13 protein-coding genes are annotated in these 15,186 nt (G+C 59.8%); 7 read left to right on the top strand and 6 right to left on the bottom strand.

All coding sequences use genetic code 11. The annotated features are described in order from the left end of the window. Position 1: 1 nt before the first annotated feature. Positions 2–475, top strand: coding sequence for an acyl-CoA thioesterase (locus ACQUSW_RS02190; RefSeq protein ID WP_428930643.1), 474 nt, complete (start codon positions 2–4; stop codon positions 473–475). Here the strand turns inward: ACQUSW_RS02190 and ACQUSW_RS02185 are convergent. Further along, positions 472–1,389, bottom strand: a complete 918-nt coding sequence (locus ACQUSW_RS02185) for an acyl-CoA thioesterase (RefSeq protein ID WP_428930642.1) — start codon at positions 1,387–1,389, stop codon at positions 472–474. The two genes, ACQUSW_RS02190 and ACQUSW_RS02185, sit on opposite strands and share 4 nt — an antisense overlap. A 50-nt stretch (positions 1,390–1,439) precedes the next feature. Here ACQUSW_RS02185 and ACQUSW_RS02180 point away from each other — a divergent pair, with 50 nt between their 5' ends. Then, positions 1,440–2,105, top strand: coding sequence for a DUF8185 domain-containing protein (locus tag ACQUSW_RS02180; RefSeq protein ID WP_428930641.1), 666 nt, complete (start codon positions 1,440–1,442; stop codon positions 2,103–2,105). A gap of 4 nt (positions 2,106–2,109) precedes the next feature. On the opposite strand, the gene ACQUSW_RS02175 is transcribed toward ACQUSW_RS02180, so the two are convergent. From ACQUSW_RS02175 to pepN, 4 genes are read right to left on the bottom strand one after another with little or no spacing between them, the layout of a single operon-like run. After that, positions 2,110–3,774: an FAD-binding dehydrogenase gene (locus ACQUSW_RS02175; protein WP_428930640.1), complete on the bottom strand. Its 1,665-nt coding sequence runs from the start codon at positions 3,772–3,774 to the stop codon at positions 2,110–2,112. 55 nt (positions 3,775–3,829) lie between these two features. Continuing rightward, positions 3,830–4,258 (bottom strand): globin, encoded by a 429-nt coding sequence (locus tag ACQUSW_RS02170; RefSeq protein WP_428930639.1) that lies wholly within the window; start codon positions 4,256–4,258, stop codon positions 3,830–3,832. Beyond that, on the bottom strand, positions 4,255–5,331 hold the full coding sequence (locus ACQUSW_RS02165) for a mechanosensitive ion channel family protein (RefSeq protein WP_428930638.1): 1,077 nt from the start codon (positions 5,329–5,331) through the stop codon (positions 4,255–4,257). The genes ACQUSW_RS02170 and ACQUSW_RS02165 overlap by 4 nt, the downstream gene beginning before the upstream one ends. 50 nt (positions 5,332–5,381) lie before the next feature. Continuing rightward, the gene (gene pepN / locus ACQUSW_RS02160) at positions 5,382–7,943 is read right to left on the bottom strand and encodes an aminopeptidase N (protein ID WP_428930637.1); all 2,562 of its coding nucleotides are present in this window, start codon (positions 7,941–7,943) and stop codon (positions 5,382–5,384) included. A gap of 99 nt (positions 7,944–8,042) precedes the next feature. Here pepN and ACQUSW_RS02155 point away from each other — a divergent pair, with 99 nt between their 5' ends. The 4 genes from ACQUSW_RS02155 (at position 8,043) to ACQUSW_RS02140 (ending at position 12,346) form a co-directional block, all read left to right on the top strand. Next, positions 8,043–9,251: a ferrochelatase gene (locus ACQUSW_RS02155; protein ID WP_428931256.1), complete on the top strand. Its 1,209-nt coding sequence runs from the start codon at positions 8,043–8,045 to the stop codon at positions 9,249–9,251. A gap of 44 nt (positions 9,252–9,295) precedes the next feature. Then, positions 9,296–9,781: a ribose-5-phosphate isomerase gene (locus ACQUSW_RS02150; protein WP_428930636.1), complete on the top strand. Its 486-nt coding sequence runs from the start codon at positions 9,296–9,298 to the stop codon at positions 9,779–9,781. Between the two features lie 2 nt (positions 9,782–9,783). Next, a complete protein-coding gene (locus ACQUSW_RS02145) occupies positions 9,784–10,776 on the top strand; it encodes an Fpg/Nei family DNA glycosylase (protein ID WP_428930635.1) in 993 nt (330 codons plus the stop codon). A gap of 61 nt (positions 10,777–10,837) precedes the next feature. Then, positions 10,838–12,346, top strand: a complete 1,509-nt coding sequence (locus ACQUSW_RS02140; RefSeq protein WP_428930634.1) for an amidohydrolase — start codon at positions 10,838–10,840, stop codon at positions 12,344–12,346. Positions 12,347–12,419: 73 nt separating this feature from the next. Here ACQUSW_RS02140 and ACQUSW_RS02135 read toward each other — a convergent pair whose 3' ends face one another. Then, positions 12,420–12,905 (bottom strand): Dps family protein, encoded by a 486-nt coding sequence (locus tag ACQUSW_RS02135; protein WP_428930633.1) that lies wholly within the window; start codon positions 12,903–12,905, stop codon positions 12,420–12,422. A gap of 161 nt (positions 12,906–13,066) precedes the next feature. Between ACQUSW_RS02135 and ACQUSW_RS02130 the strand changes: the two genes are divergently transcribed. Further along, entirely contained in the window at positions 13,067–15,184 is a 2,118-nt protein-coding gene (locus ACQUSW_RS02130) for an acyltransferase family protein (RefSeq protein WP_428930632.1), read from the top strand. Positions 15,185–15,186: the final 2 nt, after the last annotated feature.

Here is a 15,186-nt window from a genome sequence, read left to right as displayed (position 1 = left end):
CGTGAACGATCGACTCCACCTGCCGATCCACCTGCGCTGGGGCGACCTTGACGCCTATAACCACGTCAACAACGCCACCATGCTCAAACTTCTCGAAGAGGCCCGTGTTCGCGCTTTCTGGCAACCACTTCCCGGAGAAAGTGCGCCACCCACCGCAGTACTGGCATCACAACCCGAAGCCGGCGTGCACACACTCATAGCCCGACAAGAAATCGAATACCTCGAACCCATCCCGTACCATCGCGACCCACTCGAAGTACAGATGTGGTTCGGCAAACTCGGCGGCTCAAGTCTCGAAGTCTGCTACGAAATCTACAACAACCCTGGTCACCCAGCGCGCGTGCTGTACGCGCGATCAACCGCAATCATCGTGATCGTCGACGCCAACACAGGAAAACCCACCCGGCTCACAGAAGCCATGCGAGAAGCATGGGAACCCTACCGCGGCGAACCCATCCAGTACCGCAGGCGCTAAACCGCCCGGCCAGCAGCATCCGGTGCATTCGCAGCATCCGGCACGCGAACCATCACCTCTTGCGCAACACTGGCCACGAGCATGCCGTCACGCGTATAGAGGCGACCGGTCGCCAGACCGCGGCCACTGCGCGCATTCGGCGACTCCTGAACATACAACAGCCACTCGTCAGCCCGCGCTGCACGGTGCCACCACATCGCATGATCGAGGCTCGCAACCTTTAACCCCGGTAGCGACCAGCTCACACCATGGGCGCGCAAAATCGACTCTTGAATAGTCATATCGCTCATATAAGCCAGAGAAGCACGATGAATCAGCGGGTCATCAGGCAGTTCGCACCGCATCTTCATCCACACCGCCTGGCTCGATTGCTGCTGCGGAGCAGGCGACAAATAAATCGACCCCTCAACGTGTCGAACATCAACCGGACGGTCAGTCAGTAAGCGGCGAGACAAAGGATGCAAACGCTGCGCCGTCGCAGCATCCGAAGGTAAAGATTCCGGTTCGGGAATACCCTCGGGCATGGTGGCAGCATGCTCGACACCAGGATCTTCGTCTTGTGATGAGGCGATCATAGAAAAAATTGGCACACCCTTTTGATATGCCTGCACACGCCGTGTCGAAAAAGAACGCCCGTCATGAATACGATCCACCGAGAACGTTAAGCCTTCCGAGGCATCGCCGGGGCGCAAGAAGTAACCATGCATGGAATGCACCGGGCGGCCAGCGGTGAGCGTACGTTCGACCGCGATCAGCGACTGCGCCAAAACCTGTCCGCCATAGATACGCCCCGTCGGCATCGGCTGCGAGATACCGGTAAAGATGTCTTCTGTTGTTCGAGCACCGGTCGAACCCAGAGCTAAAACGCCAAGAAGCGCGTCGACACTACGGCGATCCTGCTCGGCATCGGTCATGAACTTTCCTTTCGGCGCCCACACTGCATACCCTTGGTAGTTTAGGGCTCGTGTCTCCTCTGCTACGACTTGCCGACGCCCCCACCGCCCGCGATGTGCTCACGTTTGTTGGGCGCGCAGCACGAATCTCTGATGAAGGGGTTCGGATGCAGGCATCCGGCGGAACACTCGCATTGACCGCGGGCGTTTTGGCACCCCAGGGGCTCTTTGACCAAACACCCACGATCTTAGGCATGCGCATCGTGCATGCTGATCCCGAACTGACCTGTGACATTGTTGTCGACAGCGTCGAAGAAAGCTCCGACGAGACCGCTCTGCAACTGCCCGCCACAGGTCTGTCACCAGCATGGGCCGGTGTGTCGCCGCCGCAGGGGGAGTGGGAACAGGTTGGGCTGCTCGAGGCAGCTGTCGTTGCGCAGCGGGCACAGTGGGGCATCTCGGCCGTCGCCCATGGCACCCCCGATGTTGCGGGCGAAGAAGCCGTACGTTCTCTGCGCGCACGCATCTGGGGAGAACCCGATGACGACCTGCTGCAGTTGCCCCGCGGCGTAGCGTTCGCAGCGGATTCTCTCGGCTTCATCGGCGGAGAAGAAGAGGTGCGCGTTTTGCAGTCGGGCAGGTGGACGCGACTGGCTTTTCGGCGCGGACATGTGCTGTCGCGGGGACCAGCAGTCAGCGGACTCACCCCCGTGCGCCACACCGGTGCGACAGAGTAGGCCGCTACCGCGCCGCTGCGCGCCCTGCCTGGCGACCAGAAAAAATACAGCCGCCCAAAAATGTTCCCTCTAGCGCTCGGTACCCGTGCACGCCGCCGCCGCCAAAGCCGCTCGCTTCTCCTGCCGCAAAAAGCCCGTCGATAGGAGCGCCTTCGGGAGTAAGCACGCGGCCATCCAGGTCGGTGGCGATGCCACCCAAAGACTTTCGGGTGATCACGTGCAGCTTCACAGCCACCAGGGGGCCAGCATCCGGGTCTTGAAGGCGGTGCGGAGCGGCAGTGCGAATCAGCCGATCGCCGCGGTAACTGCGCGCAGAACGCAACAGGGCAATCTGCGCGTCTTTCGTGAAATCATTGTCCATTTCGCGGTCACGGGCCTGCACTTCGCTGCGCACTCGATCATCGTCGAGAGCCTCGGCACCGGGAATGTCGTGCATGCGTTCGAGCAGTTCGTCGAGAGTGTTGGCAACAACAAAGTCGTCGCCGTGATCGAGAAATGCTTGCACAGGACCGGTAGGCCCCTTTGCTAGCCGTGATTTCATGAGCAGTGGAATATCGCGGCCCGTAAAATCAGGGTTTTGTTCGCTGCCCGACAGCGCAAACTCTTTTTCAATGATGCGTCGCGAAGTAATAAACCACGAGTGATCGTGCCCTGTCGTGCGCAGATATTCGAGTGTGCCAAGAGTGTCGAAACCGGGAAACAGCGGCACCGGCAACTTTTTACCGGTGGCGTCGAGCCACAGTGAGCTGGGGCCGGGCAGAATCCGGATGCCGTGCCCCGGCCATATCGGATCCCAATTGGTGATGCCCTCGACGTAGTGCCACATGCGGTCGCTATTGATCAGCCTGGCACCTGCCTCGTGCGCGACGTCGTGCATCGATCCGTCGACATAGGCGGGGACACCCGTGAGCATCGACGCAGGGGGCGTGCCGAGACGCTGTGGCCACGCTGCACGCACACGATCGTGATTACCGCCGATGCCACCCGAGGTGATAATTGTTGCCTGCGCAGTAATGACGAAGTCGGCTGTCACGGTGCGTTCTGTCGCCTCACCTCGCGGCGCGAACGAGGGCGTCAAAATCTCGCCCGCCACACCGGTAACCGTGCCGCCCTCCTTGGTGATGGTAGAAACCCTGTGCCTCGCAAGAATCTTTAGTCGACCGGATGCTTCTGCCTCTTCGACCTGTCGCACAAACGGTTCGATAATGCCGGGCCCCGTACCCCACGTGATATGAAAACGCGGAACCGAGTTTCCGGGGCCGAGAGCCCCGTATCCGCCGCGTTCTGCCCACCCGACGATGGGAAAGAAACCGACACCACGCTCGCGCAACCAGGAGCGTTTCTCACCGGCTGCGAACTGAAGATACGCCTGCGCCCATTGCCGCGGCCACGCATCCTCTTCGCGATCGAAACCGGCCGCGCCCATCCAATCCTGCTCAGCGAGTTCGTAACTATCTCGAATTCCCATCCTCCGCTGCTCGGGAGAATCGATAAGAAAGAGCCCACCGAACGACCAAAACGCTTGACCGCCGAGATTACTGCGGGCCTCTTGATCGACGATTGTCACCTGGCGACCGGCAGCCAGGGCCTCGCATGCAGCGACGAGCCCGGCCAGACCCCAGCCGACGATGACAACATCTGTTGACGTGGAATGTGAATCCTGAGACATGGCGACTCCTTTGTCGTTGCTGAATTCGGGACGCGGGTGGCTGAGCCCGCTGCGGCTAGTGGCTGAGTCCGAGGTCGGGGCGTTGCTGCGGGTCGGGGCCAATGGCCGGTGTGGGCTCGAAGGTGTTCACGAGCGCATGGGCTGCACGGTCGACGTACTCCCAGAAGATAGCGTCGTGCATGGGCGACAGCTGGGCTTCGTCGAGCGCTGTGCGCATATGGGTGAGCCAGCGGTCACGGGCATCCGGATTCACATGGAAGGCTACGTGGCGCATGCGTAAGCGTGGGTGTCCGCGTTTTTCTTGGTACGTCGACGGCCCACCCCAATACTGTTCAAAAAACCATCGCAGCCGATCGGCGGCAGGCCCTAAATCTTCTTCGGGGTACATGGGGCGCAGCACAGGGTCGTCGGCAACTTCGCGGTAAAAAACTTTTACGATGCGATCGAATGTCTCGTGGCCGCCAACCTCTTCGTAGAATGTCATTCTTCTGTCTCCTCCCGCGGGCTCTGTGACGATTTTCGTTTGCGCCATACACCGCGCTCCGGTACGGCAACGCCGGCGACGGGCGTCGGCAGGGTGCGGGGCGGGTTTGCTCCCCGCACGCGACGCGAGCCTTCGGGGCCGGTGGGAAACACGGCCGTGAGCCGCGGGGCATCGAGGCCGAGCTGTTCGATTTCGTTCTTTAAACGCAGCCGGAGTTCTTGCGCGACATCGTCGCGAGCGTTGGCGCGGGTTTTTATAACGATGCGCACGTTGATGGTTTCGCCATCAATGGATTCCAGGCCCCACAGTTCGGGCATGTCGACGATACGGGTGCGCCAGCGCGGATCATGCGCGATGCTTGTTGCCGCGTGCAGCATCGCTTCTTCTACCTCGTGCAGGGGTGCGTCGGGTGCGACTCCCACGTCGGTGATAACTCGCGCCCAACCCTGCGACATGTTTCCGATGCGCAGCACTTCACCATTGCGTACGTACCAGAGCGTGCCGTTGGCGTCACGAACCTGCGTGATGCGCACACTCACGTATTCGACGACTCCGGATGCTAGCCCCAGGTCAACAACGTCGCCAATGCCGATCTGGTCTTCGGCGACAATAAACATGCCGTTGAGTACGTCTTTGACGATGTTCTGTGCCCCGAAGCCGAGGCCGGCCCCGACCGCTGCGGTAATGAGGGTGAGAGAGCCGAGGAGTCCTTCATTCAGAATATTGACGATCAGCGCGAGCGCCACAATGAGCAGCCCAACATTGACGATGTTCTGCAGAATGGTGCCGAGCGTGCGGGTTCTTTGCACGAGGCGCATTTCGGCCAGCGGTGAACGTTCAAGAGCGATGGTATCGGCCACTTTGGCCCGCTGTTTGGCGTTGTTGACGATGCGTCGCACGACCCTGCGAATAATGATTCGCAGGAGAAACGCCACCCCCACACAGATAGCGATGACGATGGCGATCTGCAGCAGGTTCGAGCCGGCTTCAATAAAAAATTGCAGGATCGTTTGCCACAGGCCCGAGAGGTCCTCGGCTGTGGTGTCACCGTCTTCGAGAGGTAGGCCCATCATTGCTACCGATCCTAGCGGTGGGGGTTTTGCTCTTGCTCAGCCTTGTTCTCTTAGTCTTCGTCGTAGACCTGAGCGGCAAGTGCCCGCTCGACCTCTGCCAGGTTCTCGTGCACGAGGCGTCGTAGCGCTGTGGGCGCGTCGGTATTCTCTGACAACCACGCACGTGTTGCATCGCGCAGCTGCGTACTTGCCAGGCATCCGGGGTAGAGGCCAACGATGAGATAGTTGGCGATCTGGTAGGTGCGGTTGTGCCAGATGGGCAGGAGTGCTTCGAAATATTTGTCGATGTAGGGCAGGAGAAGGTCTCGGCCGGTCGGGTGAACGAAGCCCTGTGTGGCGGCTCTGATGACGGTGTTCGACACGGTGGTGTCGGTCACGAGCGTGTTCCACACGCGTGCTTTGGCTTCTGCCGTGGGCAGAGCAGCACGGGCCGCGGCAGCGAACTCCGCGCCCGATGCCGTGTTATCGGCGGCCAGTGCCGCATCGATGGCTGCTTCATCGGTGTGCCCTGCGGCGGCGAGTCCCATGAGTAGCTGCCACGACAGGTCGAGATCGACAACGAGGCCGGGGAGTGTGTCTTCGCCCGCACGGATGCGGCCAATGATTCCGGCGTGTTCGGTCGTGACGATCGATCGTGCAAACGCGGTGACCAACTGAAGCTGGCTGTCGCTGCCTTCTGCTGCCTGCTCCGCGAGCCGCCATAGGCCATCGGCAACGCGTTCACGAGCGTGTTCGCGCTGTGAAGGCGTTACATAGTTGTTGGCTGCGAGCTGCAGCTGCGTCAGCGTGCTGCGGATAGTGGTCGACTCTGTTTCTGCTCCCAGGTTGCCGAGCACCAGGTCGATGTAGTCGCTGGCACGCATTTCGGCGTCACGGGTCTGATCCCATGCGGCACCCCAAATGAGGGAGCGGGCAAGTGGATCGCTGATTTGTGACAGGTTTTCTACGGCCGTGGTCAATGAGCGTTCGTCGAGACGGATTTTGGCGTAGGTGAGGTCGTCGTCGTTGAGGAGAACGAGGTCGGGCCTGTGGCGGCCTTTGAGTTCGGGGATTTCGGTGAGGTCGCCGTCGATGTCGACTTCTTCGCGGTGGGTGCGCACCAGCTCGTCGCCTTCGATGTTGTAGAAACCGATCGCGAGCCGGTGCGGCCGGATAGTGGGGTAGTCGGCCGGCGCTGTCTGAGTAATGGCGAAGCGGCGAATCGTGCCATCGGCTGCTTCATCGATAACGGGCGACAGCGTGTTCACACCTGCTGTTTCGAGCCATTTGCGTGACCATTCCGAGAGTTCACGCCCGCTGGTGCGCTCGAGTTGCACGAGCAGGTCGGAGAGCTCGGTGTTGCCCCATGCGTGTTCGCGGAAGTATGCCGAGACTCCCTCAAAGAAGGCCTCTTGCCCCACCCATGCGGTCAGCTGTTTGAGCACGGAGCCGCCCTTGGCATAGGTGATGCCGTCAAAGTTGACCTGCACGTCGTCGAGGTCGTTGATTTCTGCCACCACCGGATGCGTCGAAGGAAGCTGATCCTGTCGGTATGCCCAGGTTTTTTCTAGCGCGTTAAAGGTGGTCCACGCGTGCTTCCATTCGGTGGCTTCGGCCGTGGCGATGGTTGATGCCCACTCGGCAAAAGACTCGTTGAGCCACAGGTCGTTCCACCATTTCATGGTGACGAGGTCACCGAACCACATATGAGCTAGTTCGTGCAGAATCGTGACGACACGTCGCTCACGGATGGCATCGGTCACGTTGCTACGAAACACGTAGGTTTCTGTAATGGTCACGGCGCCCGCGTTTTCCATGGCACCGGCGTTGAACTCTGGTACGAACAGCTGATCGTACTTTTCGAAGGGGTAGGGCACGCCGAAGCGTTCTTCGAAGTAGGCGAAGCCCTGCCGTGTCTTCTCGAAGATGTAATCAGCATCTACGTGTTCCCACAGGCTGCGACGTGCATAGACACCGAGGGGAATGATGCGACCCGAAGAGCTGGTGAGCTCGGAGAACGTAGAAACGTACGGGCCCGCGACGATGACGGTGATGTACGACGAAATGCGCGGGGTTGGTTCGAAGCCCCAGGTGGCTGTTTCTGCACCTTCGCCGTTAGAGGCGTGCACGATGGGCTCAGGCGTGGGCGAGTTTGAAACGACGGTCCATGCCGCTGGTGCCGTCACCGTGAACTGGAACGTGGCCTTCAGATCGGGCTGCTCGAAGACGGCAAAGACGCGCCGTGAGTCAGGAACTTCAAACTGAGAGTACAGATATGTTTCGCCATCGACGGGGTCAACGAAGCGATGCAGTCCTTCGCCGGTGTTGGTGTACTCGCAGTCGGCGTCGACAATGAGCACGTTGTCTTCTGCCAGTGACGGAAGAACGATTCGGGAGTCTGCGTACACGGCACTCGGATCGAGTGGTTCGCCGTTGAGCGTCACTTCGCGCACCTCGCGCGCGATCAGATCAATAAACGTCGATGCGCCCGGTGTGGCACTAAATCGTACGACGCTGCGCGACCCAAAGACTTCGTCACCCTTGGTGAGATCAAGGGAAACCTCGTATGACTGTGTTTCAACAACGGTCCGGCGTTCGGTCGCTTCAACGCGGGTGAGGTTTTCTCCAGGCACTTTTCTGACTCCCAATGATTGTGTCAAGCGGGTGAACCGACAGGAACTACACAAGCCTACGCCAGACCTCCAGCAGGCTCATGGAATCAGGGTGCAATGATGTGCCTCGTGAGCATCGATACTTCTTCTTCGTTGAATACGCCAGTGGTTTTATACGCTTCACCCGCGGCCGCATCCGGGCCCGAGCACGTCGAAGTGCCTGTTGATTACGATGCCGTCATTTTGGCGAGCTTTGGTGGCCCCGAAGGCCAAGACGATGTCATCCCTTTTCTGCGCAATGTGACCCGGGGGCGCGGTATCCCCGATGAGCGGCTTGAAGAGGTTGCTCATCACTATCGGGCGTTCGGGGGAGTGAGTCCCATCAATGAGCAGAATCGCGCGTTGAAAGCGGCCTTAGAGACCGAGTTGACCGAGCGGCGGATTGATCTGCCCGTGTATTGGGGTAACCGCAACTGGGCACCATATTTGCCGGATGCTTTCCGTGCAGCAGCATCTGCCGGGCATAAAACGTTGCTGGTGTTGGCGACCAGTGCGTACAGCTCTTATTCCAGCGACAGACAGTACCGAGAAGACATCGCGAATGCGATCGAGTCTGCACAGTTGCAGACGGTGGTTACCGCCGACAAAGTGCGGCTGTTTTTTGATCACCCCGGCTTTGTTGAGCCGTTCCGCGAGGGTGTCGAGACGGCGTTGCGTACGCTGATCGCTGAGGGCCATGATCCTTCGGCGGTCTCTGTTCTGTTTACGACGCACAGTATTCCCACCGCCGATGCGCAACTGTCGGGGCCGAAAGGGCGCGCCTGGCCCGAGGGCGGCGCTTATCAGGCGCAGCACATGGCAGTTGCCGAGTATGTGATGTCAACGGTGGCGCAAACAGTGCCTGTGGCACGAGACGTTGCATGGGAACTCGTGTATCAGTCGCGGTCAGGGCCTGCGTCGCAACCCTGGCTGGAGCCCGATATCAATGATGTGATTGCCGGGCTTCCTTCTCGGGGATCAACGGCGGTTGTTGTCGTTCCGCTCGGTTTTATTAGCGACCACATGGAGGTTTTGTGGGATCTCGATACCGAGGCGCAAGAGACGGCTGACAATGCTGGCATCCGGATGCTCCGCACACCGACGCCCGGTGTTCACCCGGCGTTTGTGGCGGGCCTTGTCGATCTGATCATTGAGCGCCTGGAAGGCACACCGGCGGCAGAACGCCCCCGTGTCACAGAACTTGGCCCGTGGTATGACGTGGCCCGCGCTGGCGACTGCAAGAATGCGCGTCGCGACTATGCCCCTGCTGCAGGCGGTGTTGCGCCGTGAGCGTGACTGCCGAGAACGCTTCGTGCGAACTCTAGGATGGAGCCATGCGCATTCACATCGCCACCGACCATGCCGGTCTTGAATTTTCTACCCAGCTGCAGCACCACCTGGCCGAAGCCGGGCACGAGGTTATTGACCACGGGCCCCTAGAGTTTGATCCGGTCGACGACTATCCAGCGTTTTGCATTCGCGCAGCGCAGGCCGTCGTCGCAGACCAGAAGGCGGGCATCACAGCGCTCGGCGTCGTGTTTGGCGGCTCGGGTAACGGTGAACAGATCGCCGCTAATAAAGTCGACGGCGTTCGTGCCGCACTGGTGTGGAGCATTGCCACGGCCGAACTCGCTCGCGAACATAACGACGCCAACGTTATTGCTATCGGTGCACGCCAGCACACCTTTGCCGAGGCCGTCGGTTTTATCGACCGGTTCATTGGCACACCGTTTTCGGGTGAGGAACGCCATGTGCGCCGAATCGGCCAAATTGCCGACTTCGAAAACGACGGCTCGCTGTTGCCCGACCCCCGCGCATAGCTATGCCTGAGGGACACTCCGTTCACCGCATCGCGCGCCAATTTGATCGCAACTTTGTCGGGCACGCTGTACAGGCCTCGAGCCCACAAGGACGCTTTGCCGAGGGCGCCGAGCTGCTGAGCGGCCGCGAGATGACACAGGCGCGGGCCGTGGGCAAACAGATGTTTCTCGAGTTCGAAGGTGACCTGTGGTTGCGCGTACACCTCGGACTCTACGGAGCGTGGGATTTCGCCGGAGAGATTCTCGTCGACCCCACAATCGCCTCCGCTAATGGGCGTATGGGCCAAACAAATCAGCGCGGCACCGATGCAGACGCTATTCACGATGTCGACGGCGAAAACTCGTTAACCTCTATTGGGGCACCACGAAAAGCCCGCGGACACGTTCGCATGTCGGAACAAACGACCGGCCTGAGTGACGACGACGAATGGCCACCACCCGTCGTCGGCCAGGTGCGCCTGCGGCTACTGACACAGAACACCTGCGCCGACCTTCGTGGACCCACCGCATGCGTCATCCAAACACCAGAAGAAATGCTTGCCAGCGTCGCGAAACTCGGTCCCGACCCGCTCGTGGGCGATGTAGCCGAGGGCGAGGAACGCTTCGTCGCAACAGTTCAGCGCAAACGTACCGCCATCGGGCTTCAGCTGATGGACCAAGCAGTCGTCAGCGGAATCGGCAATGTCTATCGCGCCGAGATGCTTTTCCGCGCCGGTGTCAACCCTCATACCCCCGGTAAAGACCTACCCGAAGAAACAATTCGCGCACTGTGGCGAGACTGGGTGCAGCTGCTGAACATAGGCGTAGAAACCGGGCAAATGATGACCATGGACAACCTCGGGCCAGACGAGTACCGGGCAGCCATGGCACACCGCGACGACCGCCACTGGGTATATCACCGCGCAGGTTTACCCTGCCGCGTTTGTGGCACGAACATCGCACTCGAAGAGCTCAGCGCACGAAAGCTGTACTGGTGCCCTACCTGCCAGCGCTAACAACTCGTGTCAGCGCTCGTAGTCGGTAGCATCCGGGTGGAGTGAGCCTAGGCTGTCGAATATGTCAGAGAATATGACCATCGTCGGCGCTCACCTCAGCGGCGCGCGCTCGGCAGTGTTGTCGAAGCCGGGTGCGGTAGACATTTTTGTGCAGGGCGGCCGTATCACCGATATTGCGCCCCAGGGTGCTAAAAAACCTCGCGGTCATATTATTCATGCCGATGGAGCCTGGGCGCTTCCTGGGCTGTGGGATCACCACGTGCATGTGGTGCAGTGGGCGCTGTGGTCGCAGCGAGAATTTTTGGGTGATGCACAGTCAGCGCGCGAGGCCGCCTATCGTATGGCCGCCGCCCCGATCCTGCCCGACGGACGCAAGGTCGGCGCCGGTTATCGAGACGCGCTCTGGCCCGATGCCCCGAGCCGGATGCTGATCGACAGCCACACGGGCGAGATCCCCACCTACCTCATCAACTCCGATGTCCACAGCGTATGGCTGAACAGTGCCGCCCTACGCCGTGAACAGTTCTCCGGCCTTGATGACGACGGTGTGCTCCGCGAAGAACTTGCCTTCGAAGTATCTCGTCGCCTCAACGCAACCGATGACCACACCGCCGACGCCGCAGTCATACAGGCTGGCGAACACGCCGCCGCACGCGGAGTCGTGGGCCTGGTTGATTTCGATATGGCCTGGACACCGGATGCCTGGGCGCGGCGCATCCGGAATGGTTTTCATACGCAACACGTGTCGTACTCGATTTACCCACAAGACCTCGATCGCGCAATCAGCGAAGGGCTGCGCACGGGTGACGCACTGCGCGACACGCAGCTGACACCCCAACAGCGAACACAAGCACTGATGGGCTCGCTAAAAATTATCAGTGACGGTTCTCTCGGAACACGAACCGCAGCATGCACACATGCCTATGATGATGATCCCGACAACCGCGGCGTGCTCACCGTAGCGCCCGAAGACCTGCGTGAACTACTCGTGCGCGCCGCAACACACGCAATCACCGTGGCCGTACACGCGATTGGTGACGTCGCAGCATCCGCCGCCCTTGATGCGTTTTCATACAGCAAAGCCCAGGGCACCATCGAACACGCACAGCTGCTTCGACACAGTGACATCGTCCGTTTCGTCCAACTAGGTATCACTGCCAGCGTGCAGCCACAGCACGCCGTGGACGACCGCGAACTGGCAGCACTGCTGTGGTCGCAGCAAACCTCGCTCGCCTACCCCCTGCAGAGTCTCGTGAACACCGACGTCACACTCCGCTTCGGTTCTGACGCACCCGTCTCTCCACTCGACCCCTGGCTCGGGATCGCCGCCGCGACCAGTACCGACGAGCAGGGTCGAGGCGCACGTCCGGCACAGGAGTCGGTCAGTATCGACACAGCACTTGCCGCAACAACGCGTAACGGCACAGCAAACCCAGCCGCTCTCGCAGCCGGTGACGAGGCCGACATAGTGCTGTGCGAAACAAACCCTGCCACGGCAACAACACAAGAATTAGCGTCAATGGGCGTTGTCACAACGATCATGCGCGGAGCCGTGACCTATCAAAAATGATCGAGATAAAAACTCCGCGGCGTCGGTCACGCCCTCGAGGGGTATGACCGACGCCGCGAAGCTCGCAGAATTCTTAGACAGCGACGTGTGAGACGAGGAACCAGCGGTCCTTCTCCAGGCCGCGCATAATCTCGATCGCGATGTCTTGGCTGGTGAGGTCGATTTCGTCGAGGCCATCGATAGCGGCCTTGACATCAACGAGAACAGCATCGATATCGGCGATAACAGCACGAATGGTGTCTTCCGAAGCGCTGAAGCCTGCACTTACCTGCGTGGGTTCAATCTTGTCGGCAATGGTGCCCAGGCGTGCATCGATAGGAAGACCCAGAGCGACGATACGCTCTGCGGCTGAATCGGCGAACGCCATAGCATTCGCAACAACCGTGTCAAGAAACTCGTGCACACCAATGAAATTTGCGCCACGCACGTGCCAGTGTGCCTGCTTGCCATTAACAACCAGTGCCTGCAATCCGTGAACGAGCGGAGAGAGGAACTGTGCCGCTGCAGCTGCGACTGTGGGGTCAGTAGCCGTGGTAGCAATGCTCTGGGACTTACTCATATTGTCCTCCCGGTGGTGAGTATAGGAGCGGTTGCTCGGGTTCGAGTTTCCGCCTGATGTTCTCCACGGTACTCTTCTGAATTCAGAGTGCAAGCAAGCTGAGGCTCGTCTAACGTGTGCTGCTGAGAGCGTTTTTCACTCAGGCGCGTTACCTTCTAGAGGTGCCTTCTGTTGATCACACTGTCGCCCCGCAGCAATCGTCTGCACCTCGCCCAGAAAAAAAGGCTTCTGTTAGCTCGGGATTCATCCCGCACGTACAGGGGTTGCGGGCCATTGCCGTACTGTTCGTGGTGATCTATCACTTCTGGCCTGCGCGTCTTTCTGGCGGTTACGTGGGTGTTGACGTCTTCTTCGTTATCTCCGGTTTTTTGATTACCGCGCATATTGCGCGTGAACTCACATCCACAGGAACCATTAAGCTGGCACGATTTTGGGCGCGCCGCGCACGAAGGCTGCTGCCGGCGTCACTGCTGGTGCTGCTCGTGTGCGTTCTCATGGTTGGTTCGCCGTATCTCATGCCCACGTCAGCATTGCCGCAAGAGCTGAAAGAGATTGCAGCATCAACGTTCTACGTGCAGAACTGGTTCCTCGCGGCCGGGTCTACCGATTATTTGGCGCTCTCGGGTAATCCCACAACGGTGCAGCACTACTGGTCGCTCTCTCTCGAAGAGCAGTTCTACGTCATGTGGCCGCTTCTGCTTCTGTTGGCCGCATGGCTTGGAGTGAAGTTTTTTCGAGGCGATCGGCTGCGTGGGGTACTCACCGTAATTGGCGTGATCACGGTCATTACCTTTATTTACTGTGTCTGGCTGACACTCACCGACCCTGCCCCGGCATACTTTGTCACCTTTGGTCGAATGTGGCAGTTCGGTGTGGGTGGGCTCATCGCCCTGGTGCCGCGGCTTCGAGTGCAGAACGTTGTGGGCAGTTTTATTGTGGGCTGGGCCGGTATCGCGGCGCTGCTGTACTCGGCGGTCACTTTTGATGGCAAGACTGCGTTTCCGGGCTACGCGGCCCTTATTCCTACTCTGGGTGCTGCGGCAGTCATCGCGGCATCCAATACCGATCGCTGGTGGTATCCGACCCGTCTGCTTTCGGTGAGGCCTATGACATTTACGGGCGATATTTCTTACAGTCTGTACCTGTGGCACTGGCCGCTCATTGTTGTTGCCCCCTCGGTGCCGTTCTGGGGCTTGACGATCTACCACCGCCTTACGCTGCTGGTGCTGTGTTTTGTTTTGGCCTGGTTGACCAAGAAATATGTGGAAGACCCGGTGCGGCTGTGGAGGCCATTGGCCGACCGCAAGGCCCGAGTAAGCCTGTGGGCATCGCTGGCAGCGATGCTCGTGGTGGCGGGTTCTGCAGGGGGAGCGTGGGCGGTCAACGCACCGGCGTATAACGCGGGGCTCCAAGCCATTGAAGACTTGCGCAACGACCCGCCACCGTGTTTCGGCGCGCTTTCGGTGCTTGATCCGTCGTGCGCCGACACACCGCCCACCGACGAGATTTTGCCGGCGCCGGGTTTCGCGATTGTTGACCGACCCACCAACGGCGGATGTTTTGTACAGTTGAACGATTCCACTCCCGCACAGTGTGACTTTGGTAGTGATGACCCGGATGCCCCTCGTGTGCTGTTGATTGGTGACAGCCATGCGTTTCAGGTGCTTTCGGCGTTCCGCAGCATGGCCGAAGACGAGGGCTGGCACCTGACCACGTTCTTCAAGGGCGCGTGCCCGTGGAACGAAACTCCGTTGGCAGGGTCGGGATCATTCCAAACCGCGTGCCAAAAATGGCGGGATGGTGTGACCGAAAAGCTCGCTGATCAAGAGTTCGATGTTGTGTTTACCGCGTCGCTTGCCACCACGTCATATACCGCGCGCGACCACGACACGGCTTATCAGGCTGCTGTAGAGGGCTACCGCAACACGTGGAAAACAATGACCGATAAGGGCACGCCTGTCATCACGGTCATCGACAACCCGGTGTGGGACACCGACCCGAACAAGTGTCTGCGTACACGCGACGCCAGCACGTGCACCATCGACCGCACCGATGTGCTGGTTATCGATGATCCGTTGCGCACGGCGGCAGCCGATATGCCGGGTGTGACTCTGCTCGATTTCACCGATGTCTTTTGTGACGATGACACATGCTTCCCGGTTATTGGGGGCGCGAACGTCTACCGCGACCAAGACCACCTGACAGCAACGTTTGTGGGCACTCTTATTCCGCAGTATCGCGAAGCAATTACGGCGGCGCTGCGTGATGGCGTGCAATAGGT

Origin of the sequence: Microbacterium luticellae (assembly GCF_050408645.1) — a bacterium.
GTDB lineage: Bacteria > Actinomycetota > Actinomycetes > Actinomycetales > Microbacteriaceae > Microbacterium.
The sequence above is the reverse complement of the archived record's forward strand: the minus strand, read 5'-3'. Positions and strand labels throughout refer to the sequence as shown.